Genomic DNA, 22291 nt, shown 5'->3' on the forward strand with positions numbered 1-22291 from the left:
GGGCCCGCCCCGGCCGGACGGCGGCGCGTGCCCTGGCGGCCCGTCCTCGCCTGCCTGCTCGCCGCCGCGGTGGGGGCGGCCGGCACGCTCGCCGCGGTGCGCCCCTGGGAGCGGCCCGGTGCCGAACCCGGCACCCCCGAGGTCGCCGTCACCCTCGACGCCCTCGGCAGCCGCCTGCACGTGCAGATCGACTCGCTGGAACGGCAGGGCACCACGGTCCGCCTGCAGTGGACGGTCAAGAACATCGGCACCGAGAACGTGCCCCTGCACGGCAAACTCGGCGCGACCGCCTTCGACGGCACCGTCTCGCGCGTGAGCATCGTCCCGCCCGGGGTCGGCAACCCGCTCTACCCGGCCGTCAAGGACGAGATCTGCCAGTGCGCCTCCGTCCCGCAGTCCTCGTTCGGCAAGGGCGCGCAGCTTCAGCTCTGGGCCGTCTTCGAGGGGCTGCCCGAGAGCGCCGACGGCGTGGACGTCAACCTGGGGCCGCTCGGGGCCATCAGGAACGTCGCCGTCAAGGAGGCCGGCTGACCGCCCCGGCCGCGTGGAACGTCGGTCGACACGGGCTCGACCGACCTCGAACACCTCTCGAACCCGCTGATCACGGAGCAATAGCCCCCCTGCGCATCCGATAAGGTCTACGAGACGCGACTGGCGCAGCAGGTGGGATCGACCACCGGGGAGCGAACCGAGCGGAGGCCGTGCGCCTGGGTCTTCGCACACCGTCAACGATGACTGGAGAGTCATGGGTTCTCTCGCTAGCGTCGACCCGCAGATCGCCGAGCTCATCAAGGCGGAGGAGCGGCGTCAGGCCGACACCGTCAAGCTGATCGCGTCCGAGAACTACGTGTCCAAGGCCGTGCTCGAAGCCACCGGCACGGTGCTGACCAACAAGTACTCCGAGGGCTACGCGGGCAAGCGCTACTACGAGGGCCAGCAGGTCATCGACCAGATCGAGACCCTGGCGATCGAGCGGGCCAAGGCCGTGTTCGGCGTCAACCACGCCAACGTCCAGCCCTACTCCGGCTCCCCGGCCAACCTCGCCGTCTACATGGCCTTCCTGCAGCCGGGCGACACCGTGATGGGCATGGGCCTGCCGTTCGGAGGCCACCTCACGCACGGCTGGTCGGTCTCGGCCACGGGCAAGTGGTTCAACCCCGTCCGCTACGGCGTGCGCAAGGACACCGGCCGCATCGACCTCGACGAGGTCCGCCGGCTGGCCCTGGAGCACCGGCCCAAGCTGATCTTCTGCGGCGGCACCGCGATCCCGCGCACGATCGACTTCGAGGGCTTCGCCTCGATCGCCCACGAGGTCGGGGCCGTGCTGGCCGCCGACATCGCGCACATCGCGGGCCTGGTCGCGGGCGGCGCGCACCCGTCCCCGGTGGGCCACGCCGACGTGATCTCCACGACCACCCACAAGACCCTGCGCGGCCCGCGCGGCGCCATGCTCATGGCCACGAGCGAGGAGCACGCCAAGGCGCTCAACAAGGCGGTCTTCCCCGGCCTGCAGGGCGGCCCGCACAACCACACCACCGCCGCCATCGCCGTCGCGCTGCACGAGGCCGCCCAGCCGGCCTTCCGCGACTACGCCCACCAGGTGGTGCGCAACGCCAAGGCGCTGGCCGACGAGCTGGCCGCGCGCGGCTTCGACCTGGTCTCCGGCGGCACCGACAACCACCTGATCCTGCTCGACCTCACGCCCAAGGGCATCGGCGGCAAGCCGGCCGCGCAGGCGCTCGACCGCGCGGGCCTGGAGACCAACTACAACACGGTGCCGTTCGACACCCGCAAGCCGTTCGACCCGTCGGGCATCCGCATCGGCACGCCGTCGGTCACCTCGCGCGGCATGGGCGAGGCCGAGATGCGGCAGATCGGCGCCTGGATGGACGAGGTCGTCACCGCCCTGGCCAAGGGCGACGCCGAGGACGTGATCACCCGGGTGCACCACGAGGTCAGCGAGCTCACCTCGCAGTTCCCCGCCCCGGGCCTCTGACCCGGCCGCGTACGGACAACAAGCACCCCACCGCGGGCTCTCGTTCGCGGTGGGGTGCTTGTTGCGATCGGGGTGGGCCGGAGTCACCCCGTCGCGAGCTTTCCCGTGGGCCGGTCAGAGGTCGATGGTGAGCAGTTTCCCGCCGGCTGACGTCACCACCTCGAAGTGATCGACGTCGCGCAGCGGGGTGGCGCTGCCGCCGTGCATGTAGAGCGGGTCGGGCGACCCCGGTACTCCGTACCCGGCTGGAGGTACGGACCACCCTGTCATCACCCGTCGCTCGCCCGACCTGGAGACCGAGACCAGCTCGCACTCCAGCGGGCCCTTCACCCCCGAGAGCTTGAGCGCCGCGTGCGTGCCCCAGCCCTTGGCCTCCACGACCAGCCCGCCGGACACACCCGCCGCGCCCGTGCCCTCGATCGGCCGGCCCTCGGCGTAGAACTGCTCGGCGGGGCCCATGTTCGTGCTCAGGTGGCCGCCGTGCCCCTGTGCGAGCGGCGGCGCGTCGCCCGCGTCGAGTTGCGTGCCGATCGTCAGCCCGCCCGCCACCAGCGTGACCGCCGCCGCCATCCCGATCATGAACGTCCCCCTGCGCGTGCGCCGGTCGGAGGCCTTCTTGCGCCGGAGCAGGTCCACCACCTCCTCCGGGGGATCAGGAGAAGGGGGGCCGAGATCCTCCACGGGCCCGATCCCGTGCAGCACGCTCGCCACGCCGGCCAGGTCGGACAGCTCGTACCGGCAGGTGGGGCAGCCCAGGAGATGGGCCTCGAAGGCGAGCCGGTCGTCCTCGTCCAGCAGCCCGAGCGCGTACGCGCCCACATCCGTGTGCTCGACCCTCGACGTCACGACCGCACCCCCCGTTCCTCCAGGGCGATGCGCAGGGCGCGTACGGCGTAGTAGACCCGGGACTTCACGGTGCCCACCGGGATGCCGAGCACCGCGGCGGCGTCGTTGACCGACCGGTCACGCAGGATCGTCTCGTTGAGGATCTCGCGATGTGCCGGGGACAACGCCTTGAGCGCCTCGGACACGACCACCTGGTGCAGCAGTCCCTCCATCTCGTCGGGCACGGGCAGGCTCTCCAGCGGCCCGTCGCCCGCCTCCTGGGGGCGGGCGTCCCTGCGCCGCCGGTCATCGATCACGATACGTCTGGCGACCGTGGCGAGCCAGGGCATCAGCGAGACCGCGTCGGGGTCGAGCGTGTCCGCGCTTCGCCAGGCCCGGATCATGGTCTCCTGCACCACGTCCTCCGCCCACTGCCGATCGCCCGCGGTCAGCCGGATCACGAAGGCCAGCAGCGGCCTGTGGTATTCCCGGTAGAGCGCGGACACGACCACCTCGTCGTCCGGGCGCACGCGCCGGATCCGGTGTCGCAGGCGCGGCTTGCCCAACGGGGCGGCTCCCTCGGCCGAGGGCGGGGGATACGCGCTGATTCGCATCATTCCCCTTTCTCAGTCCGTCGGAAGGTGGTACGGGGGGCCGCCCTGGCGCGGTTCAACAGATCGCGGAAGATAATGCGATTGCATGGGCGCCGACGGGGTGCGTAGAGTCGCTCCCAACCGATCGAGGAGGTGAAGGCCATGAGAGTCGACTTTCTGAGCGTGCCTTCAGTTCACCTCCGGTCGTTCGCCTGAACGGCCCGACCTCTCTTCCTTCCTTCTCGATCAAAGGTTGCACTGCGTTGTCTTACGATCTTTCGCTGCTCGGCTGGAGCGACTCGCGCGCCGCCGAACTGCCCGGGGGCGCCGTCCCCGCCCGTGTCTCCCGCGTCGACCGCGGCACCGCCGAGGTGATCGCGGCCGACGGCCAGCACCACGCCAGATACGGCGCCCGCGTGCGCCGCGCCTCGGCCGCCGACCCGGTCGCGCTGCCGTGCGTCGGCGACTGGGTCGCGCTCAGATGGCTGCCCGAGGGCCGCTACGAGCTCGACGAGGTGCTGCCCCGCACCAGCGCCTTCGTCCGGGGCGGCGTCAGCCGCGACTCGGTCGGCGGCCTGTCGGGCGACGGCCAGGGCCAGGTGCTGGCCGCCAACGTCGACGTCGTCTTCGTGGCCGAGCCGTCCATGCACGCCACCGACTTCGCCGATCTCGGCCGCATCGAGCGTCTCGTCGCCCTCGCCTGGGAGTCCGGCGGCACTCCCGTCGTGCTCATCACCAAGTCCGACCTGTTCGAGCACGGCCTGGAGGACCTGATCGCCGACGTCCGCCAGGCCGCGCCCGGCGTGAGCGTCCACGCGGTCTCCTGTGCCCGGGGCGAGGGGATCCGGCCGGTCCGCGAGCACCTCGACGGCTCCCGTACGGCCGTCATCCTCGGCCCCTCGGGCGCCGGCAAGTCCACCCTCGTCAACGCGCTGTCGGAGGCCGAGGTGATGGGCACCCAGCAGGTGCGCGCCGCCGACGGCCGCGGCCGGCACACCACCGTGCACCGCGAGCTGATCCCGCTGGCCGGCGGTGGCCTCGTCATCGACACCCCGGGCATCCGCCGCGTCGGCCTCTACGACATCGGGCAGGGCGTCGACCTCGTCTTCTCCGACATCGAGGCGCTCGCGGCCCGGTGCCGCTTCGGCGACTGCGGCCACAACGGCGAGCCGGAGTGCGCCGTGCTGGCCGCCCTGGAGCGGGGCGAACTGCCCGAGCGCCGGCTGGAGAGCTGGCGCAAGCTGCAGCGGGAGGCGTTGTGGATGGCCTCCAGGACCGACGCGCGGCTGCGCAAGGAACAGCAGCACAAGTGGAAGGTCATCTCCAAGGAGCTGCGCCGCTCGGGCCGTAACCGCCCCTGACCGCCGCCTGCCGTGTCCCGCCGGGTCCTGCTGCGTCCCGCCGGTCGGGCGGGACGCGGCAGGCGAGGATCGGGCGTTCGCGGGTAGGCACAGGTCATGGAGCTCTTCGCAGACCGGGCCGACGCGGGGGCGCAGCTCGCCGAGCGGCTGCGGGACGCGCGCGACCCCGTGATCCTCGCGCTGCCGCGCGGCGGTGTGGCGGTGGCCGTGCCCATCGCCCGCAGCCTTGACGCCGTGCTCGACGTGCTCGTGACCAGGAAGATCGGCTATCCGCTCTCACCCGAGCTGGGTGTCGGCGCGGTGGCGGAGGGCGGCGAGCCGGTCTTCGACCTGGCGCTGCTGGGGCGGCTGGGCATGACCCCTGACGACGTCGCCGACGTGGTCGAGGCGGAGCGGCGGGAGCTGGCCCGCCGGGTGCGCGTCTACCGCGGCGACCGTCCGCTGCCCGCGCTCGGCGGCAGGGAGGTGATCGTGGTGGACGACGGCCTGGCCACCGGCGGCACGGCGCGGGCCGCGCTGCGGGCGGTGCGCCCGGCCGGGCCCGCCAAGCTGACGCTGGCCGTGCCGGTCGGGGCGCGCGACACCGTCCGCTCCATGGAGGACGAGGCCGACGAGGTGGTCGTGCTCAGGTCGCCGTTCGACTTCTGGGCGGTCGGCCAGTGGTACGAGCACTTCGACCAGCTCAGCGACGACGACGTGCTGCGCCTGCTGGGCCGGCGGTGAGCGCTCACGGCCGTCAGCCGGCGATGACGGCCCAGACGACCTTGCGGGGGCCGCCCGGCGAGAGCCAGCCCCATGCCGCGCACAGGGCGTCCACCAGGCGCAGGCCCCGCCCGTACTCCGAGAACACGTCGGGGGCGGTGGCGATGGGCGCGGTGTGGCTGTGGTCGGTCACCACGCACGCCAGTTCGGGCCCGTGCGCGAGCAACCTGAGCTGCGCGGCCCCGCCCCCGTGCCGCATGGCGTTGGTCACCAGCTCCGAGACCACGAGCTGGGCGTCGAAGACGTGCTCCGGCGCGCTCCAGGACGCGAGGGTCTGATCGACGAACCGGCGGGCCGTCGCCACGCAGGCCGGCTCCAGCGCGGTGCCGTGGTGGAACGGGAACACGGCGTCGCACGCACAGGCTTGCCCCTCCACCAGGACGGAGGCGAGCCAGCCCGGTGGCCGGGCCCCCAGGGCGGCCTGCGGCCGAGCGTCGAAAGTCGTCATTCTGGCCCCCGAAGCGCGGTCTGGTGATCCAAAGCCCATCTTTACGGGGAGTGCTGACCGATGCAAGACTTTTCGTACTTTACGGATGCGAATCGCATCTGCACGTGCAGATGACCTAGGAGCGGCGGAGTGAGCGCACAGAGCGCGGAAGGGAAGCTTCTCAGTCATACGCCGGGAAGCCCGACGGTGCTGCGGATCCTGCTGGGCACGCAGCTTCGCAGGCTTCGTACGGAGAAGGGTATCTCGCGCGAGGACGCCGGGTACTCGATTCGCGCATCCCACGCGAAGATCAGCCGCCTGGAGCTGGGCCAGGTCAGCTTCAAGCAGCGTGACGTGGCCGACCTGCTCACCCTGTACGGCGTCACCGACCCCGAGCAGCGCGAGCCGCTGCTGGCCCTGGCCGAGCGGGCCAACGCCCCCGGCTGGTGGCACGGGTACGGCGACCTGCTGCCCGCCTGGTTCGAGGTCTACATCGGCCTGGAGGGCGCCGCGACCGGCATCCGGACCTACGAGAACCAGTTCGTCCCCGGCCTGCTCCAGACGCCCGCCTACGCCAGGGCGGTGATCGAGCTGGCGCACGAGAAGGCCACCGAGGACGAGCTGAGCCGGCGGGTGGCGCTGCGCATGGCCCGGCAGAGCCGGCTGGAGAGCGGGCTGACGCTCTGGGCGGTGATCGACGAGGCGGTCGTGCGCCGCTCGCTGGGCGGCTGCGGGACGATGCGCGAGCAGATCGCGCACCTGCTGGACATCACGGGCGAGCGGAACATCACCGTGCAGGTCATGCCGTTCGAGCGCGGGGGCCATGCGGCGGCCGGCGGCCCGTTCAGCATCCTGCGCTTCCCCGAGCGCGACCTGCCCGACATCGTCTACATGGAGCAGCTCACCAGCGCCCTTTACCTGGACAAGCCTGCCGATTCCGACCACTACATGGAGGTCATGGACCGGCTGAGCATCCAGGCGGAGGAGCCCAAGGCGACCCGGCGCTTCCTGGAGCGGATCAGGTCCGAATGAGCAGCCGAAATTCCTTGTGATTTCACTCCATATCGGGATTTTTGGTCGTCCGGTATATGGAGCACAGCGTGCTGCCGTATTGTCTGCTCGCAAGTGCGGATGCACGTGCATCCGTAAGACCGCGAGGAGCCTCCCCCATGCAAGAGTTCCGGAACGGAACGCCCGCCGGCCGCCTTCCCGCCGAGTGGCGCAAGAGCAGGCGGAGCAACCCCAACGGCAACTGCGTCGAGGTGGCGGACCTGCCCACGGGGGAGATCGCCATGCGGAACTCGCGCTTCCCCGAAGGACCGGCGCTGGTGTACACGCGCGCCGAGATCACCGCGTTCGTCCTCGGGGCGAAGGACGGGGAGTTCGACGACCTCATCACCTGAGCGGCCCGGAGACCCCCGATTACGGTCGGGGGCGTCCGGGTTTCGGTCACCGGCCGGCGGCCGGTGGCGGGCCGGTCAGCGGTAGACGCGGGGGTCGGCCTCGAGGCCGCGCGTCAGCCGTACGGTGATGAACTCGTTGTCGTCCGGCCTGCCCGGCGTGCGTCCGCTGGAGAAGGGGAAGTTGTTGTCGTCGAGCACGCCGAGCGTGCGGTCGTCGAGGATGACGACGTCCTCGATCGTCTGGAACGGGAAGCGGAAGGTGCCGGGGGCGCCGCCCAGCCCGCGCGGGTCGGCGAGGTCGAGCAGGTCGGCGACCAGGGTCTTGTCCAGCGCGCCGTCGCCGTCCCGGTCGCGCCGGTCCGCCAGGTAGACGCGCTTGACCTGCGCGGCGTCGCCCTGGAGGTTGTCGCGCTCGATGACGAGGAAGCGGTCCCCGTCCACCGCGATGGCGTCGCCGATGGCGTGGGAGGGGTCGTCCAGCCGGTACGTCCAGCGCCGGTCGGTGTAGGCCCGCTCGCGCAGGTCGAACTCGTACATGCGCAGCGTGCCCGCCGGGTCGCCGCTGACCGTGCCCTCCAGCAGCGGGTAGAGGTGGCGGCCGTCCACACCCCTCGCCATGCCCTCGAAGCCCTTGCTGCCGGCGAGGTTCGGCTCGCCGCCGTTCAGGTCGGGGTTCTCGGGGGCGCGCACGCCGGGCAGCGCGACGGGGGCCTGCATCAGGCGGCCCTTCCGGTCGAAGTGCAGCAGGTAAGGGCCGAACTCGTCGCCGATCCAGTACGTGCCGTCCGTCGTGCGCACGATCGACTCGACGTCGAAGTCGGAGCCGGTGAGCGTGCGATCCTGGCGGGTCAGGGTGAAGGGGACGAAGCCCCGCGGGTCGGTCAGGTTGAAGCCGCCGAGCACGTCGACGGTCTTCGACCGGAAGTCCGGCTTGACGCGGTGCACCCGCAGCAGGAAGTCGGCGCTGTTGGCCTCGTTGCCGTAGCCGTTGTCGGACAGCACGTCGAAGGTGCCGTCGTGGCGGCGGGCGATGCCGCTGAAGCCCTGCACCGGCTGGCCGGCGAACGGCGGGGTGACGCCGTTGACGGGCGTCGTGCCGAGCAGGGAACCCGACGGCTCGCTGCCGGGGACGAAGGTCAGCGCGGGCAGTGCGGCGAACCCGGTGAGCGTGGCCCGGCCGAAGACGGGCTCACGCGACGGGCCCGCGACGGCGGGCGCGCCCGCCAGGCCGAGGGTGAGTGCGCCCGCGCACGTCATGATGGCGATGCGTTTCATGGCGCGCACATTAGGGCGGCCACGTGACGCGATCCCCAACGGACGGCTACGGGCGATGACCGCCGGATTGCCGGCGGATGTCTGCCTGATCAGGCAGTTGTCCCGACCGGGTTCGCCAGAGCCTGGACATGGAGGGCCAGGCTCCGGTTCATCGGGACAACTGCGTGATCACGCGATGATGGTGACGATGCCGGGTGTGTCAGGCAGCGGAGATGCCGGCGCTGGCCGCGCGGCGCATACGACGGCGACGCTCGCTGGCGCGCTCGTCCTCGTTGAGACCGCCCCACGTGCCGTACTTCTCGGGCCGGGACAGCGCGTAGTCAAGGCACTCGTTGCGGACGGGGCACTGGGCGCAGATCGCCTTGGCCTTCCGCTCGCGTACGTCACGCTCGGGCTGCCGCTCCCCATCGGGGCCGAAGAAGAGCACGAGGTCCTCACCCCGGCACGCGGCATCATCCTGCCAACCCCAGCTTGGGCGCGGGCGGGCGAGCTGCCGACGTACCTGAGACATGAGAAAACCACCTTTGTGAGAGGTATTTCGGTAATTTGAGCCGCATTGGACGCTTTTGGCGTCACTGTTCCAACGCAACGTAGGGCCGTGATGTTCCCTGTTCAGGCGAGGGCAGGCGTGGCGTACCGCACAGGCGTGAGCCTGTCCAGCGAAACCAGCCGGTAGGTGGTGATCGTCTCGGCGCAAGCCGTACCACACGGCGCTGTGAACGCCGATGGCTCAATCACAACCTGGAGCCGGACGTCGCCGCAGCGCACAATGGCTTCGGTGACGTCGCCGTCCGTCCTGGAGGATTCCACGGCCACCGCGCCGACGGAGCACTCTCCCGTATGGGCTCGGGCGAAGTGCTCCACGGCCTGCAATGGCTCAGGGATGCCTGCGCGTCCCCGGTAGCGGTCGAGAATGATCTCGCCCGACCGGTACGCGTTAGCCGCTGCCGATGCAGCAGCCTGAGACATGCTGCCGTAGAAAATTCCGTGTGGCAAGCACACGAGGTTGGCGGCGTAACGATCGCCGCCAACGTGTGACGTTTCCCATACTCTGTCCGGCAAGATTTCCGCCAGTGACCGAGCGAGGGGTAGTCCAATGCGGGCGCAGCACACATTGCGCTTGGCGTGCGTGCAGACCAGAAATACCGGCTCGTCTTCAAGTATGCAGGACTCCGGGACCACTCCGGCCACGAGCGCGTCCAGGTCAAGATCGTCAGGACCTGCGACGACACCCTGCGCGATCCAAGGGCGCTCGCCTGCGGCGTAGCCCACTAGCACACGGATTCCCTGCTCCCGTGGGCGGGCCCGCCTGCCGGGGCGGCGGATGAGCTGGGGCCTGATACCGCGTTCGAGCGCCCGCCGGACGAGTTTCGAGATTTCTTCAGGAAGTTCGTGGTTTTCCAGGCGGGAAGGCCATGCTCCGGTGTATTCGATGAGCAGCCACAGCCTGGCTCCGACCGTGGCGCTGGCCAAGGTGGGCACCTGCCCGGTGTGGCATCCCGTCGGATGCTCGCAGCCCCTCGCCAACGCCTCTGTCCCTTCCTCGATCCGGTTAGGTAAGACTAACCTAACGGATCGGAACGTTCAGGCGCGGGACAAACGCTCCAGTACGTCCTGTGTCGCGGGCAGGGCGCGTTCCCTGTCCCGCTCGACCAGGCCGATCCTGGTCCGCCGGTCGAGCAGGTCGCCCTCGTCGAGCGCGCCCTCGTGCCGGACCGACCAGAGCAGCTCGCCCTTGGTCATGCCGAGCCCGACCTCCTCCGGGTGCTCCTTGACGAGTTCGAACACGGCCTCGGCCTCGGAGCCGTACCGCTCGGCCAGGCGTGGCGGGACCCCCGTCGGCCTCGGGCCGGCGCCCACGAGCGGGACGCGCCGCGTACGGCACCTTCGGGCCCGTAGCTTTCCCTGCGAGACCGCCTGATCCACCGCGTCCTGCGCCATGCGGCGATATGTCGTCAGTTTGCCCCCGACGACGGTCACCACGCCGTCCTCCGCGAACACCGCGTGCTCCCGGGACAGGTCGGCCGTCCGGCCGTCGCCCGCCAGGAGCGGCCTGAGGCCCGCGTACGCGCCCGCGACCGCCTCTCTGGTCACCGGAACCTCAAGAACCCCGTTCAGCACCTCCAGAAGCTTTCTGACGTCCTCCTCGGGCACGTCGGGGACGTCCGGCACCGGCCCGTCCACCGGCTCGTCCGTCAGGCCGACGTGGACGCGGCCGTCGTTCTGGGGCAGCACCAGGGCGAACCGGTTGCTCTCGCCCGGGATCGGCACGTGCATGCCCGCGATGAGACCGGGCAGCGTGCCGGGGGCCAGCACCAGGTGGCTGCCGCGCGACGGGCGCAGCCGCACCCGGGGGTCGAGCGTGCCCGCCCACACCCCGGTCGCGTTGACGACCACGCGGGCGCGGACGGTGAACTCCTCGCCGGTCAGCTCGTCGCGCACCAGCGCGCCCCGCCCGGTCAGGCGCAGCGCGCGGCAGCGGGTCAGCACGCGGGCCCCGTGCGCGGCGGCGGTCCTCGCCAGGGCCACCACGAGGCGGGCGTCGTCGAGCAGCCGCCCGTCCCACGACAGCAGCGCGCCGCGCAGCCCGTCGGCGCGCAGGACGGGGGCCAGCGTGCGCGCGCGGGCCGCGTTCAGCCGCGTCGGGCCCGGCAGCAGACGACGCGGCGTGCGGGCGGCGGCGCGCAGGCCGTCGCCGAGCCGGTAGCCGGTCATCACCGTCGCCGCCTGCCGCCGCGAGACGGCGGGGGTCAGCGGCAGCAGGTACGGATGCGCCCTGACCAGGTGCGGAGCCGTCCTGCGGAGCAGGATCCCGCGCTCGACCGCGCTCTCGTACGCCACGCCCGCCTGGCCCTTGGCCAGGTAGCGCAGGCCGCCGTGGATCATCTTGGAGCTCCACCTTGACGTGCCGAAGGCCAGGTCGTGCGCGTCGATGGCGGCTACGCTCAGCCCCCGGGACGCGGCATCCAGCGCGGCGCCCGCGCCCGTCGCGCCGAGCCCCACCACCAGCACGTCCACCCGCTCCTCCGCGACCCGGAGCAGCTCGCGGGAGCGTCTGCCGGCGTTCATCGAGCTATCCAAGGTAAGCCTCCAGCAGGGCGGCGAGCTCGGCGTCGAGCTCGTCCGGCGTCACGGGGTCGAGCATGGTCGGGGCGGACAGCAGGAACGACTGGGCGACGAGCAGCACCGCCCTGGCCCTGGCCGGGCCGCCCACGGCGGGTTCCAGCGCCGCGAGGATGGCCTCGTGGCTGGCGCCGCGCCGGTCGAGCAGGTACGGCAGCAGCAGTTCGGGGTCCGCCTCCACGATCTTGCGCCACAACGGGTGCGCGCGCAGCCCCCGCACGCCCGCCACCACCGCTCCCACCGGGTCCGACAGGTCCAGCCCGGCGACCACCCGCAGCCATTCCCTGGTCATCAGGTCGGCCACCAGCGAGCGCACGTCGGGCCAGCGGCGGTAGATCGTCATCCGGGACACGCCCGCGCGGCGCGCCACGTCCGTGAGCGTCGTCCTGCGCACCCCGTAGGCCAGCACGCAGTCGCGGGCCGCGTCCAGGACGGCCTCATTGTGACGAATCGACGTCATATGTCACAGTGTAAGGGTGACTCGAGAACCGATGCTGTGGTCGGGCTGGGGCGATCCCGGCAAGGCCCGCGAGCTGCCCGAGCCGGTGCGGGGGCTGCTGCGCGACCTCCTCGGCGTACGCGCGCCCGGCACGCCCGCCGCCCGCCTGGAGTCGGTCGCGCTGCCGCCCGTCGCGCTGACCGGCGCCGCGCTGGCCGCGCTGGCGAAGGTCGTCGGCGACGCGCACGTGCTGACCGGCCACGAGGCCCGCGTCCGTCACACGCGCGGCAAGTCCACGCCCGACCTGCTGCGCATGCGCGCGGGCGACGGCTCGGACGCGCCGGACGCCGTGGTGCTGCCCGGCTCGCACGAGGAGGTGGCCGAGCTGCTGGGGCTGTGCTCGCGCGAGCGGATCGCGGTGGTGCCCTTCGGCGGCGGCACGTCCGTGGTGGGCGGGCTGGCCGCGGACGGGCGCGACCGCGCGGGCTTCACCGGGGTGATCGCCCTCGACCTGGGGCGGCTCGACCGGCTGCGATCGGTGGACGAGGAGTCCATGGTGGCCGACTTCGAGCCGGGCGTACGGGCTCCCGACGCCGAGCGGCTGCTCGCCGCGCACGGCCTGACGCTGGGGCACTTCCCCCAGTCCTTCGAGTACGCCACGCTCGGCGGCTTCGCCGCGGCCCGCTCCAGCGGCCAGGCGTCGGCCGGCTACGGCCGCTTCGACGACATGGTCGTCGGCCTCACCCTCGCCACCCCGTCGGGGACCCTGGACCTCGGCCGCGCCCCCAGATCGGCCGCCGGGCCGGACCTACGGCAGCTCGTGCTCGGCTCGGAGGGCGCGTTCGGGGTCGTCACGTCCCTGCGGCTGCGGGTGCGGCGGGCTCCGGCCGAGCGCCGCCACGAGGGGTGGCGCTTCGCCTCGTTCGCGCAGGGCCGCGCCGCCATGCGCGCGCTCGCCCAGGACGGTCCGCTGCCGGACGTGCTGCGCCTGTCGGACGAGACCGAGACCATGATCGGCCTGGCCGAGCCCGACGAGATCGGCACGGGCGCGCCCGGCGGCTCCGGCTGCCTGCTGATCGCCGGGTACGAGGGCGCGCGGGTGGCGGGCCGGCACGCGGCGGCCTCCGCCGTGCTGGCGCGGTTGGGGGGCGAGCCGCTCGGGCCCGAGCCGGGGCAGGCGTGGGAGCACGGCCGCTTCTCGGCCCCGTACCTGCGCGACTCGCTGCTCGCGGCCGGGGCCACCGTCGAGACGCTGGAGACCGCCGGCTTCTGGGCGAACCTGCCGCGTTTGTACGACGCGGTCCGGCCGGCGCTGCTCGGCGCGCTCGGCTCGCCGCTCGTCATGTGCCACGTCTCGCACGTGTACGAGACGGGCGCCTCGCTCTACTTCACCGTCGTGACCCCGCAGGACGCCGACCCGGTGGCCCAGTGGCGGCGGGCCAAGGAGGCCGTGAACGCGGCCATCGTCGAGGCGGGCGGGACGATCACGCACCACCACGGCGTGGGCCGCGACCACCTGGACGCCTACGCGCGCGAGATCGGGCCGGTCGGCGCGGGGGTCCTGCGCGCGGTCAAGGCGGAGCTCGACCCCGCCGGGATCCTCAACCCGGGGGTCCTCGTCCCGCGAGGGTGAGGGGTCAGTTGGGGGAGGGGCCGGCGGGCGGCGGGATCCGGTCGGCCTCGGCCAGCGTGGCGGCGGCGTCGCTGTAGCGGTGCAGCGCCTCCTCGGCCTCGGCCAGGCAGCGCAGCGAGGTCGCCAGCGGGCTCCCGCCGGCCGTGCGGGTGAGCGCCACCGCCTCCTGCGCCAGGGGCAGCGCCTCCGTGGCCCGGCTGCGCCGCAGCAGCAGGCGCGCGGTCGTGCTCAGGCACCGGGCGAGCAGCGCGGTGTGCTCTGCCGGCGACACCTCGGCCAGCGCCCTGCTCCTCGAGATCGCCTCGCTCGCGCTGTTGAGCGCCGTGCTCGCCGCCCATCGTGGCCGGGTCGTCGCGAACGCGAGCAGGCCCTCGACGGCGTCGACGGCGGCGGAGCCCCGGCGGGTCGCGTCGTCCGGGCTGTTACGGGTCATGGGAGCCTCCTCAGGCGATCCCAACCGCTTGCTTGGGGGGTGAGGCTACACCATTGCGCACCTTGTGTGTTCCGAACGGTACGCAGCGTTCAGGATGCACGAATGGTAGATCGCGGTAAAGATGTGGTCATGGTGGAAGTCGCGGCTGAGCGTGGAAAGCAGCTTTCCTCCCGGGTGTCGGAGGAGGGCGCCGGCTGGACCTGTGCGCAGACAGGGGATTTCGTCCGGCTCAAGCCCAGCGGGCAGGGCTTCTCCTGGTTGAATTTAGGCACGTTGTGGCGCTCCCGCAACGAGGTTCTGGCGGGGTTGTTCGGTGACCCGTCAGGGAAGATCCGGGCGCGATGGGTGCGGGCTCAGGAAGCGCGCGGGATTGATCCGGAATTTCGTATCAAGCCTCCTGTCGGGAAGGAATTCAGCTTTCTTCTGCTCGGTGACACCGGTGAAGGCGACTCCTCCCAGTACGCCGTCGTCCCCGGGCTGCTGAAGGTGGGCGCGGGCACGTCCTTCGCCGTCATCGCCAGTGACGTGATCTATCCGACGGGATCGGGCAACGAGTACGGCGACAAGTTCTTCCGCCCGTACCAGGACTACGACGCCCCCATCTACGCGATCCCCGGCAACCACGACTGGTACGACGGGCTCGGCGGCTTCATGCGCGTCTTCTGCGACGCGCCCGCGCTCCAGCCCAAGCCGGGCCTCGGGGCACGCGGGCTGCTGTGGAGCCGGCCGGAGCGCATCGACGAGGCGCGGCTGGCCGAGGCCAGGAAGCTCAGGGGCAGGCCGTCCCAGCAGGCGGCCGGGCAGGCGGCGCAGCCGGGCTCGTACTGGGTGATCGAGAGCGAGAGCCTGCTCGTCGTGGGCGTCGACACCGGCATCCGCAACGTGATCGACAAGGGACAGACGGAGTGGCTGCGCCGGGTCTCGCTCGACCCCCGGCCGAAGATCCTCGTGACCGGCAAGCCCATCTACACCGGGAACGTGTACAAGCCGTCCCCGCTGGAGGGCGGCGGCACGATCGACGACATCGTGCGCGACCCGGCGCACCGGTACGTCGCGGCCATCGGCGGAGACGTGCACAACTACCAGCGTTATCCGGTCAAGGTGGGCGACCGGGTGATCCAGTACGTCGTGTCGGGCGGCGGCGGGGCCTTCATGCACGCCACGCACACCATCGGGCGCGTGGACGTGTCGGCCGTCGCCGAGGACGACTTCAGGTGCTACCCGCTGCGCGGCGACTCGCTGTCCTTCTACAGCCAGCTCTACGCCCGGCGGCTGCGCATGAAGTGGCTCTACCTGACGCCCTCCGAGGCGGCCCGCATCACCTCGGAGCACGTCGGGAACCAGCCGGTCAGGACCCTGGCGGGGCCGGTGCGGATCACCCGGCGGATGCGGTGGGCGGCGCGGCTGCTCGGCGCCTGGCCGTGGCCGCTGCGGTTGCCGGTGGACAAGGTGTTCCACCGCTACCTGTCCGAGCTGTCCGACTGGGACACCCCGCCGTTCTTCAAGCAGTTCCTGCACCTCTCGGTGACCCCCGGGGAGCTGACCCTGCGCTGCTTCGCCGCCACCGGATGCCGGGCGCAGGAGCTGGAGCCGCCGCTGGAGGACGAGGTGCGCATCAGCCTCGGGTGAGCCCCGCCGCCGTTCTGTCGGGGCCGTTTGGCACTCTGGACCACGTGTACGTCGTGGTCGCGGGGGAGAGGCTGCTGCCGGTGCCGCCGGTGGGCGGTGCCGCGCGTCCCGCCGGCCGGCCCGGTCACTGGGCTGCCGCCGTGCGTGAGCTGGAGGCGGCCGAGGGGCCGCGGTGGGTGTGGGCCGACACGCGGGAGACGTACGCGCCGCTGCTGGAGCAGGGCGTGCGGGTCGCGCGCTGCCACGACCTCGCGCTGACCGAGGGGCTGCTGCTGGCCCACGAGGGCCGTCACGGCGAGCCGCGCTCGGCCAGGGCGGCGCACGCCAGGCTGCGCGGCCTGCCGGTGCCCGACGATCGGCCGAGCGCGCCCGGCACGCTGTTCGCGCCCGAGCCGCTCGGGGCCGAGGCGGTCGCCGAGGTGCTGGCCGACCAGCTCCGGCGGATCGCCGCGCTGCCCGAGCCGGGCCGCTTCCGGCTGCTGGTGGCGGCCGAGTCGGCCGGGGCGCTGGTGGCGGACGAGATGGCGCACGACGGCATGCCGTGGCGCAGAGACGTGCACGACGCGCTGCTGACCGACCTGCTCGGGCCGCGGCCCGTCCACGGCATGCGTCCGGCCCGGCTGCAGACGCTGGCCGACGAGGTGGCCGCCGCGTTCGGCCGTCCGGTCAACCCCGACTCGGTGCAGCAGCTCGTCAAGGCGTTCAAGGGCGCGGGCGTGGCGTTGAAGACGACCAGGCAGTGGGAGCTGAAGCGGATCGACCACCCGGCGGTGACGCCGCTGCTGGCCTACAAGGAGCTGGCCCGGCTGCACAGCGCCCACGGGTGGGCGTGGGCCGACCAGTGGGTGCGCGGCGGCCGGTTGCGGCCCGAGTACGTCGTGGGCGGGGTCGTGTCCGGGCGCTGGGCCACCAGCGGGGGCGGGGCGCTGCAGATCCCCAAGGTGCTGCGGCGGGTGGTGCTGGCCGACGACGGTTGGCTGCTGGTCGTCGCCGACGCGGCGCAGCTCGAACCCCGGGTGCTCGCCGCGATGGCCGGCGACGTGGGGCTGGCCAGGGCGGCGGGCGAGATCGACCTGTACTCCGCGCTGGCGCGGTCGTTCGGGGGCGAGCGCGACCACGCCAAGATCGCGATGCTGTCCGCCATGTACGGCGGCACCAGTGGCGACGCCTCCAAGCTGCTGGCCGTCATGCGCCGGCGCTTCCCGAAGGCGTACCAGTTCGTCGAGGACGCGGCCAAGGCGGGGGAGGAGGGGCGGATCGTGCGGTCCTGGCTCGGGCGCACCAGCCCGCCGCCGTCGCAGCGGTGGAAGGAGCTGGTGTCGGGGCCCGAGGGGAGCCGGGCGGCCAGAGACCGCGGGCGCTTCACCCGTAACTTCGTGGTGCAGGGCACGGCGGCCGAGTGGGCGCTGGCGCTGCTGGCCGTGTTGCGGGGGCGGCTGCCCGAGCCGGCCCGGCTGGTGTTCTTCCAGCACGACGAGGTCATGGTGCACTGCCCGGCCGAGCTGGCCGACGAGGTGATCGCGGCCGTCACGGAGGCGGCGGCCGAGGCCACCCGGCTGCTGTTCGGGCCGACACCGGTGCGCTTCCCGATGGGGGCGGTCGCGGTCGAGTCCTACGCCGACGCCAAGTGAGCCCTTCCGGCCGTCAGCGTCGCCCGGCCGTCACGAGCCAGAGGCCGGCCAGGGCGACCATGACGCCGACCACCAGGCCGAGCACGCCGTAGCCGAGCAGGCCCACGATGGCCCCGGCGATGATCGTGCCCGTGGCGCCGCAGACGTTCATCAGCAGGTCCGACAGGCCCTGCACGGCCGGCCGGCCGTCGATCGGCACCGACTCCGTGACCAGCGCCGAGCCGGCCACCAGGCCGCACGACCAGCCCAGGCCGAGCAGCACGAGCGCCGCCGTCACCTGCCACACCCGGTGGCCCGCGGTGCCGGCCAGGGCGGCGGCGGCGAGCAGCAGGACCGAGCCGAGCACCAGTACGGGCACCTTGCCCGCCTTGTCGGCCAGCCAGCCGACGACCGGGGAGAGCACGTACATGCCGGCGATGTGCAGGCTGATCACGATGCCGATGACGTCCAGGTTCGAGCCGTCGTGGTGCAGCTTGACCGGGGTCATGGACATGATGGAGACCATCGCGGTGTGGCTGACGGCGATCATGACCAGCGCGCGGCGGGCCATCGGCGTGGTGCGCAGGGTCTGCCAGGCGGTGCGGATCGTGCGGCCGCGTCCCGGGCCGGGCTCGCCCGCGCCGGTGGCCGCGCGGGCCAGTTTGAGCGGGTCCGGGCGGAGGAAGCCGATGATGACGACCAGCGCCAGCGCGAAGGCCAGGGCCGCGAACGCGAACGGCCCGGCCTTCTCCACCAGCCCGAGCCGCATGCCGATCTGGTCGGCGGGCTTGGCCAGGTTGGGGCCGGCCACGGAGCCGATGGTCGAGGCCCAGACGACCAGCGACAGGTGGCGGGCCGAGCGGTCCTTCGGCGACAGGTCGGTCGCCGAGTAGCGGGCCGCCAGGCTGCCCGCGCTGCCGCCGCCCACCAGCACCAGGCCCGCGAGCAGCAGCGGCCACGAGCGCAGGCTGATCGCCAGCACCGAGATCAGGCAGCCCGCCAGCGCCGCCGCGTACGCCAGCGACAACCCCGCCCGCCGCCCGCCGCGGCCCGACGCCTTGGCGGTCGGCAGGGCCAGCAGCGCCGCGCCCAGCACGGTGGCGGTGCCCGCGAAGCCGCTGATCACCGTTGAGTGCGACAACTCGTCCACGACGACGGAGCTGAGCGCCAGCCCGACGGCGATGCCCACGCCGCCCACGATCTGTGCCGCCGACAGGACCGCGAGGGTGCGGCGCTGTACGTGCGCGATCCGGTCAGGAGGTTCGGGGGACGAGACAGTGGGCGTGGTCGGGGCACTGGTCACCCGTGAAGTCTCGCATAAACCCCAACAGTGCCCCAAAGGGGACGGTGACCCTTTTTATCGGGAAATAAGCAGCTTTCGGGAGGCTTCACAGCAGGGCGACGGGATCGCCCCGCACGATCCGGCCGAACGCGCCGGGCGGCAGGTCGGGGATCAGGTTGACGCCGAACCAGACCTTGCCGTCCCGCCGGCGGAAGCGGGCGAGCGTACGGAGCGGCTCCTTGCCCTTGCGGAAGGTCGTGCCGTCGACCGTGGTCAGCACGCAGCGGTCGCAGCCCTTGCTCACCCGGAACTCCACCTCGCCGATGCGCAGGCGCTTCCACTCGTCCTCGGCGAACGGCTCCGCCACCCCGTCGATCACCACGTTCGGCCGGAACCTGCTCATGGGCAGCGGGGACGGCGGCTGCTCGCCGAGCTCCAGCGCGGTCTCGACGATCCGCTCGTTGAGCCGGGCGAGCGAGGCGGTCGTGGTCAGCAGCAGCGGGTAGGCGTCGGCCAGGCTCACCCGGTCGCCGGGCCGGCTGTAGACCGGATCGACCGGGCGGACGGTCGGGTCGTCGAGCCACTTGAGCCGGACCGGCCGCCCCGCCAGCGCGCTCAGCCACTGCGCCGCGGCGTCCCCGCAGTCGGTGAGCGCCACCACCGTGCGTCCGACCCGCATGGCCTCCTTCACCTCGGTCGGGACGACCGTCAGCGGGCCGGCGTGCGGCCCGGTCAGCGTCAGCGTGCCGCCGTCGAGCCGGGCCGCGCAGGCCAGCAGCCGAGGCTCGACGCGGGCGGTGAGTGCCGTGCCGTCGGCGTTCGCGATCAGGTAGCGCCGGTCGCCGGCCAGCCCCCACGGCTGCACCTCGGCCTCGGCGACGTCGTGCCCCGCGGTGGACTTCACGGGGTAGAAGGAGATGCTCGCCAGCTTCATACGGCAGACCGTACCGGCGTGGGCTCGAAAGTCGCCGCCCTGCGGTTCATGGCCGCGCCGAGCGCCACGGCGGCCAGGGCCAGGACGCCGGTCCCGGCGCCGATCCAGGCGACGGAGGAGTAGCCCAGGCCCGCGTCGATGGCCAGGCCGCCCGCCCACGGGCCGGCGGTGATGCCGACGTTGAAGGCGGCCACGTTCACGGCGGCGGCCAGCGTGGGGGCGTCCTTGGCGAGGACGAAGGGGCGGGTGGTCAGCGCGGGGTTGGTGCCGAAGCCGAACAGGCCGAGCAGGAAGACCAGCGGGACGGCCAGCACGGCGACGGTCGCCGACACGGCCAGCGCCACCGAGATGACGACGACGCCGGTGACGCCCGCGTACAGCAGCGGGAACGGGCGCGCGTCGGCGATCCGGCCGCCCGCGGTGATGCCGATGAGCGTGCCCACGCCGTACAGGCCGAGCACGGCCGGGACCCAGGCCGCGTCCAGGCCGGTGACCTCGGTCAGCAGCGGGCTCAGGTAGCTGAAGGACGACAGCAGCGCGCCGGTGGTCAGCGCGGTCGTGCCGTAGGCGACCCAGAGGGCGGGCCTGGCCAGCGCGCGCAGTTCGGCGGACACGCTCGGCACGGACCCCTGCCCGGGCCCCTGCCCGGACCCCTGCCCGGACCGGCCGGCCGGGAGGGTGGCGAGGATGCCCACCCCGGCCAGCGCCGACAGTCCGGCGACCGCCCAGAACGCCGCCCGCCAGCCGAGGTGCTGGCCGATCACCGTGCCGGCCGACAATCCGACGACGATGGCCACGGTCAGCCCGCCGGTCAGCACGCTCATGGCCTTGGCGCGGGCGTTCGCGGGCACCATGCCGACCACGGTGCCGCTGGCCACGGCCCAGAACCCGGCGTAGACGAAGGCCCCCGCCACCCGGGTGGCGAACAGCACGCCGTAGCTCGACGTCAGCGCGCCCGCCACGTGCGTCAGCGTGAAGACGGCCAGGAAGACCAGCAGCACCGTACGGCGTGGCCAGCGCAACGTGACGACGGCCAGCACCGGCGCGCCCACCAGCATCCCCATCGCGAACGCCGAGATCAGCAGCCCCACGTCCGGTACCGACACGCCGAGGTCGGCGGCCATCTCGGGGAGCAGCCCGGCCAGCATCAGCTCAGAGGTGCCCTGAGCGAAGATCGAAACACCCAGTATGTAGACCGCCAACGGCATGGCGACCTCCTTCAATTTTAGATTGATCAGTTCAAAATGAGGGCGTACAGAAATCAGAGGGCGCCCAGCGCGGTGTTCGCGATCAGTTCGAGCGTGGCCCGGTCGGCCCCGCCGCGGGCCGCCACGCGCAGGCCGCTGACCGTCGCGCCGACGAAGTGGGCCAGCGCCAGGGGATCCGTGCCGGGGCCGAGCTCGCCGCGGGCGCGGGCGTCCTCGATCGCGGCCCTGAGGACGCGAACCCGCTCGCCGGTGTCGCGGCGCAGCAGCTCCGCGATCTCCGGGTCGTGCGGGGCCAGCTCCACCAGCGTGTTCACGACCAGGCAGCCGGGCGGGTCCGCGGGGTCGGGCGCGACCGCCCACCACAGGACCGTCCTGATCTTCTCCCTGATCGGCAGGTCGCCTTCCATGAGCTCGGCGAGCGCCGCGTTGCGCAGGTCCATGTAGTGCCGCAGCGACCGCTCGAACAGGGTGTGCTTGCAGGCGAAGGTGTTGTAGACGCTGCTGCGCCCGAGCCCCGTGGCGGCGCACAGGTTCTGGGTCGAGGTGGCCTCGTAGCCCGCCTTCCAGAAGGTACGCATGGCCGCCTCGACCGCGCGCTCCTCCTCGAAGGTCCTCGGTCGTGCCATGACAGGCACGCTACACGTTTTGGAATGACCAGTGCAATACGGGTCAGGTGGACTGCCGGAAGGTGCCGAGGAACGTCGTGCGGGTGTCGGCCTGCTCGTCCCACTTCAGCTCGGGCAGGTCGAACGTGATCCTGAACCCGGCCTTTTCGTCGATCGTGACGTACCTGACCAGGGCGTGCATGGGGACGCCGGCGGCGGTGGTGTAGGTGTACTCCCAGTCGGCGGCCTGCCAGCCGCGGTAGTCCACGGCCTGGAGCTGCACCTGGATGTAGCTCTCCATGCCGCCGTCGGCCTCCAGCCGGCTCAGCTCCGACAGCCCGCCGTCGGCGTGCGGGGTGGACTGCTCGACCAGGATGCGCATGCCGGAGTCCTTCGGCCCGCTGAAGGTGGCCACGCCACCGGACGTCGCGAGCTTCCAGCCGCCGGGCGCGGCGGCCGAGAACCCTGGCCCGGTGTGCCGCTCGTAGCCCTGGGGGACCGCCGAGGGCCCGGCCGGCGCGCGCGTCGCGGGGCTCGACGCGCCCCCGGTCGAGGCGGCCACCGGCGTCTCGGCCGAGTCGCCGGTCAGGAAGATCCACGCCGCGCCCGCCACGACGGCCACGGCCAGCAGCGCACTGATGATCGTGAGCGGGGTGGGCCGCCCGTCGCGGACCCACGAGCCGCCGTCGTCCTCCACCCGGCGCCGGCTCTTGCCCGTGCGGGGGGTCGCGCCGGGCAGCGCGGTCAGGCGGC

23 protein-coding genes and 1 riboswitch are annotated in these 22291 nt (G+C 72.5%); of the genes, 9 read left to right on the plus strand and 14 right to left on the minus strand.

Translation table 11 applies throughout. The features are described from left to right. Positions 1–531 (plus strand): hypothetical protein (locus tag FAF44_RS40230; RefSeq protein ID WP_237108634.1); only part of this gene is annotated, 531 nt, incomplete at its 5' end. Positions 532–637: 106 nt separating this feature from the next. Further along, positions 638–720: riboswitch (ZMP/ZTP riboswitch) on the plus strand. 25 nt (positions 721–745) lie between these two features. Continuing rightward, positions 746–1996, plus strand: coding sequence for a serine hydroxymethyltransferase (gene glyA, locus FAF44_RS40235; RefSeq protein ID WP_237108635.1), 1251 nt, complete (start codon positions 746–748; stop codon positions 1994–1996). A 114-nt stretch (positions 1997–2110) separates the two neighbouring features. Here the strand turns inward: glyA and FAF44_RS40240 are convergent, their stop codons facing one another. Both FAF44_RS40240 and FAF44_RS40245 read right to left on the minus strand, forming a co-directional pair. Next, the gene (locus tag FAF44_RS40240) at positions 2111–2842 is read right to left on the minus strand and encodes an anti-sigma factor (protein ID WP_237108636.1); all 732 of its coding nucleotides are present in this window, start codon (positions 2840–2842) and stop codon (positions 2111–2113) included. After that, the gene (locus tag FAF44_RS40245) at positions 2839–3327 is read right to left on the minus strand and encodes a sigma-70 family RNA polymerase sigma factor (protein ID WP_237108653.1); all 489 of its coding nucleotides are present in this window, start codon (positions 3325–3327) and stop codon (positions 2839–2841) included. Before FAF44_RS40245 ends, FAF44_RS40240 begins: the two co-directional genes overlap by 4 nt. A 350-nt stretch (positions 3328–3677) precedes the next feature. Here FAF44_RS40245 and rsgA point away from each other — a divergent pair, with 350 nt between their 5' ends. Further along, positions 3678–4775: a ribosome small subunit-dependent GTPase A gene (rsgA, locus tag FAF44_RS40250; RefSeq protein ID WP_237108637.1), complete on the plus strand. Its 1098-nt coding sequence runs from the start codon at positions 3678–3680 to the stop codon at positions 4773–4775. 96 nt (positions 4776–4871) lie between these two features. Beyond that, complete coding sequence (locus FAF44_RS40255) at positions 4872–5498, plus strand: phosphoribosyltransferase (RefSeq protein ID WP_237108638.1); 627 nt, start codon at positions 4872–4874, stop codon at positions 5496–5498. Between the two features lie 13 nt (positions 5499–5511). Here the strand turns inward: FAF44_RS40255 and FAF44_RS40260 are convergent, their stop codons facing one another. After that, positions 5512–5985: an ATP-binding protein gene (locus FAF44_RS40260; protein WP_237108639.1), complete on the minus strand. Its 474-nt coding sequence runs from the start codon at positions 5983–5985 to the stop codon at positions 5512–5514. Positions 5986–6171: 186 nt separating this feature from the next. On the opposite strand from FAF44_RS40260, the gene FAF44_RS40265 reads away from it, so the two are divergent. Both FAF44_RS40265 and FAF44_RS40270 read left to right on the plus strand, forming a co-directional pair. Next, positions 6172–6996 (plus strand): helix-turn-helix transcriptional regulator, encoded by an 825-nt coding sequence (locus FAF44_RS40265; RefSeq protein ID WP_237108640.1) that lies wholly within the window; start codon positions 6172–6174, stop codon positions 6994–6996. Between the two features lie 137 nt (positions 6997–7133). Then, positions 7134–7367 carry a DUF397 domain-containing protein gene (locus tag FAF44_RS40270; RefSeq protein ID WP_237108641.1) on the plus strand — a complete coding sequence of 78 codons (234 nt, stop codon included), beginning with the start codon at positions 7134–7136 and terminating at the stop codon, positions 7365–7367. A 75-nt stretch (positions 7368–7442) separates the two neighbouring features. Here FAF44_RS40270 and FAF44_RS40275 read toward each other — a convergent pair whose 3' ends face one another. From FAF44_RS40275 to FAF44_RS40295, 5 genes are all read right to left on the minus strand, one after another. After that, entirely contained in the window at positions 7443–8642 is a 1200-nt protein-coding gene (locus tag FAF44_RS40275) for an esterase-like activity of phytase family protein (RefSeq protein WP_237108642.1), read from the minus strand. A gap of 199 nt (positions 8643–8841) precedes the next feature. Continuing rightward, complete coding sequence (locus FAF44_RS40280; RefSeq protein ID WP_080036407.1) at positions 8842–9153, minus strand: WhiB family transcriptional regulator; 312 nt, start codon at positions 9151–9153, stop codon at positions 8842–8844. Between the two features lie 101 nt (positions 9154–9254). Further along, a complete protein-coding gene (locus FAF44_RS40285) occupies positions 9255–10124 on the minus strand; it encodes a sucrase ferredoxin (protein WP_237108643.1) in 870 nt (289 codons plus the stop codon). Positions 10125–10226: 102 nt separating this feature from the next. Continuing rightward, complete coding sequence (locus tag FAF44_RS40290; protein WP_237108644.1) at positions 10227–11711, minus strand: glycerol-3-phosphate dehydrogenase/oxidase; 1485 nt, start codon at positions 11709–11711, stop codon at positions 10227–10229. A gap of 4 nt (positions 11712–11715) precedes the next feature. After that, a complete protein-coding gene (locus FAF44_RS40295) occupies positions 11716–12225 on the minus strand; it encodes a TetR/AcrR family transcriptional regulator (RefSeq protein ID WP_237108645.1) in 510 nt (169 codons plus the stop codon). A gap of 31 nt (positions 12226–12256) precedes the next feature. Here FAF44_RS40295 and FAF44_RS40300 point away from each other — a divergent pair, with 31 nt between their 5' ends. Further along, positions 12257–13837, plus strand: a complete 1581-nt coding sequence (locus tag FAF44_RS40300; RefSeq protein WP_237108654.1) for an FAD-binding oxidoreductase — start codon at positions 12257–12259, stop codon at positions 13835–13837. Between the two features lie 4 nt (positions 13838–13841). Here FAF44_RS40300 and FAF44_RS40305 read toward each other — a convergent pair whose 3' ends face one another. Then, positions 13842–14270, minus strand: a complete 429-nt coding sequence (locus FAF44_RS40305) for a hypothetical protein (protein ID WP_237108646.1) — start codon at positions 14268–14270, stop codon at positions 13842–13844. A gap of 129 nt (positions 14271–14399) precedes the next feature. On the opposite strand from FAF44_RS40305, the gene FAF44_RS40310 reads away from it, so the two are divergent. Together FAF44_RS40310 and FAF44_RS40315 are read left to right on the plus strand one after the other, a co-directional pair. Beyond that, positions 14400–15899, plus strand: a complete 1500-nt coding sequence (locus FAF44_RS40310) for a metallophosphoesterase (RefSeq protein WP_237108647.1) — start codon at positions 14400–14402, stop codon at positions 15897–15899. Between the two features lie 80 nt (positions 15900–15979). Continuing rightward, positions 15980–17530: a bifunctional 3'-5' exonuclease/DNA polymerase gene (locus FAF44_RS40315; protein WP_237108655.1), complete on the plus strand. Its 1551-nt coding sequence runs from the start codon at positions 15980–15982 to the stop codon at positions 17528–17530. Positions 17531–17543: 13 nt separating this feature from the next. On the opposite strand, the gene FAF44_RS40320 is transcribed toward FAF44_RS40315, so the two are convergent. The 5 genes from FAF44_RS40320 to FAF44_RS40340 all read right to left on the minus strand — a co-directional run. Beyond that, entirely contained in the window at positions 17544–18812 is a 1269-nt protein-coding gene (locus tag FAF44_RS40320) for an MFS transporter (RefSeq protein ID WP_237108648.1), read from the minus strand. Positions 18813–18897: 85 nt separating this feature from the next. Then, positions 18898–19725, minus strand: coding sequence for an MOSC domain-containing protein (locus tag FAF44_RS40325; protein WP_237108649.1), 828 nt, complete (start codon positions 19723–19725; stop codon positions 18898–18900). Beyond that, positions 19722–20933 carry a Cmx/CmrA family chloramphenicol efflux MFS transporter gene (locus FAF44_RS40330; RefSeq protein WP_237108650.1) on the minus strand — a complete coding sequence of 404 codons (1212 nt, stop codon included), beginning with the start codon at positions 20931–20933 and terminating at the stop codon, positions 19722–19724. Before FAF44_RS40330 ends, FAF44_RS40325 begins: the two co-directional genes overlap by 4 nt. A 53-nt stretch (positions 20934–20986) precedes the next feature. Beyond that, positions 20987–21559 (minus strand): TetR/AcrR family transcriptional regulator, encoded by a 573-nt coding sequence (locus FAF44_RS40335; RefSeq protein ID WP_237108651.1) that lies wholly within the window; start codon positions 21557–21559, stop codon positions 20987–20989. A gap of 43 nt (positions 21560–21602) precedes the next feature. Next, positions 21603–22291: hypothetical protein (locus FAF44_RS40340; protein ID WP_237108652.1), on the minus strand; the 689-nt coding region annotated here is incomplete at its 5' end.

Source organism: Nonomuraea sp. MG754425 (assembly GCF_021699195.1).
Classification (GTDB): Bacteria; Actinomycetota; Actinomycetes; order Streptosporangiales; family Streptosporangiaceae; genus Nonomuraea.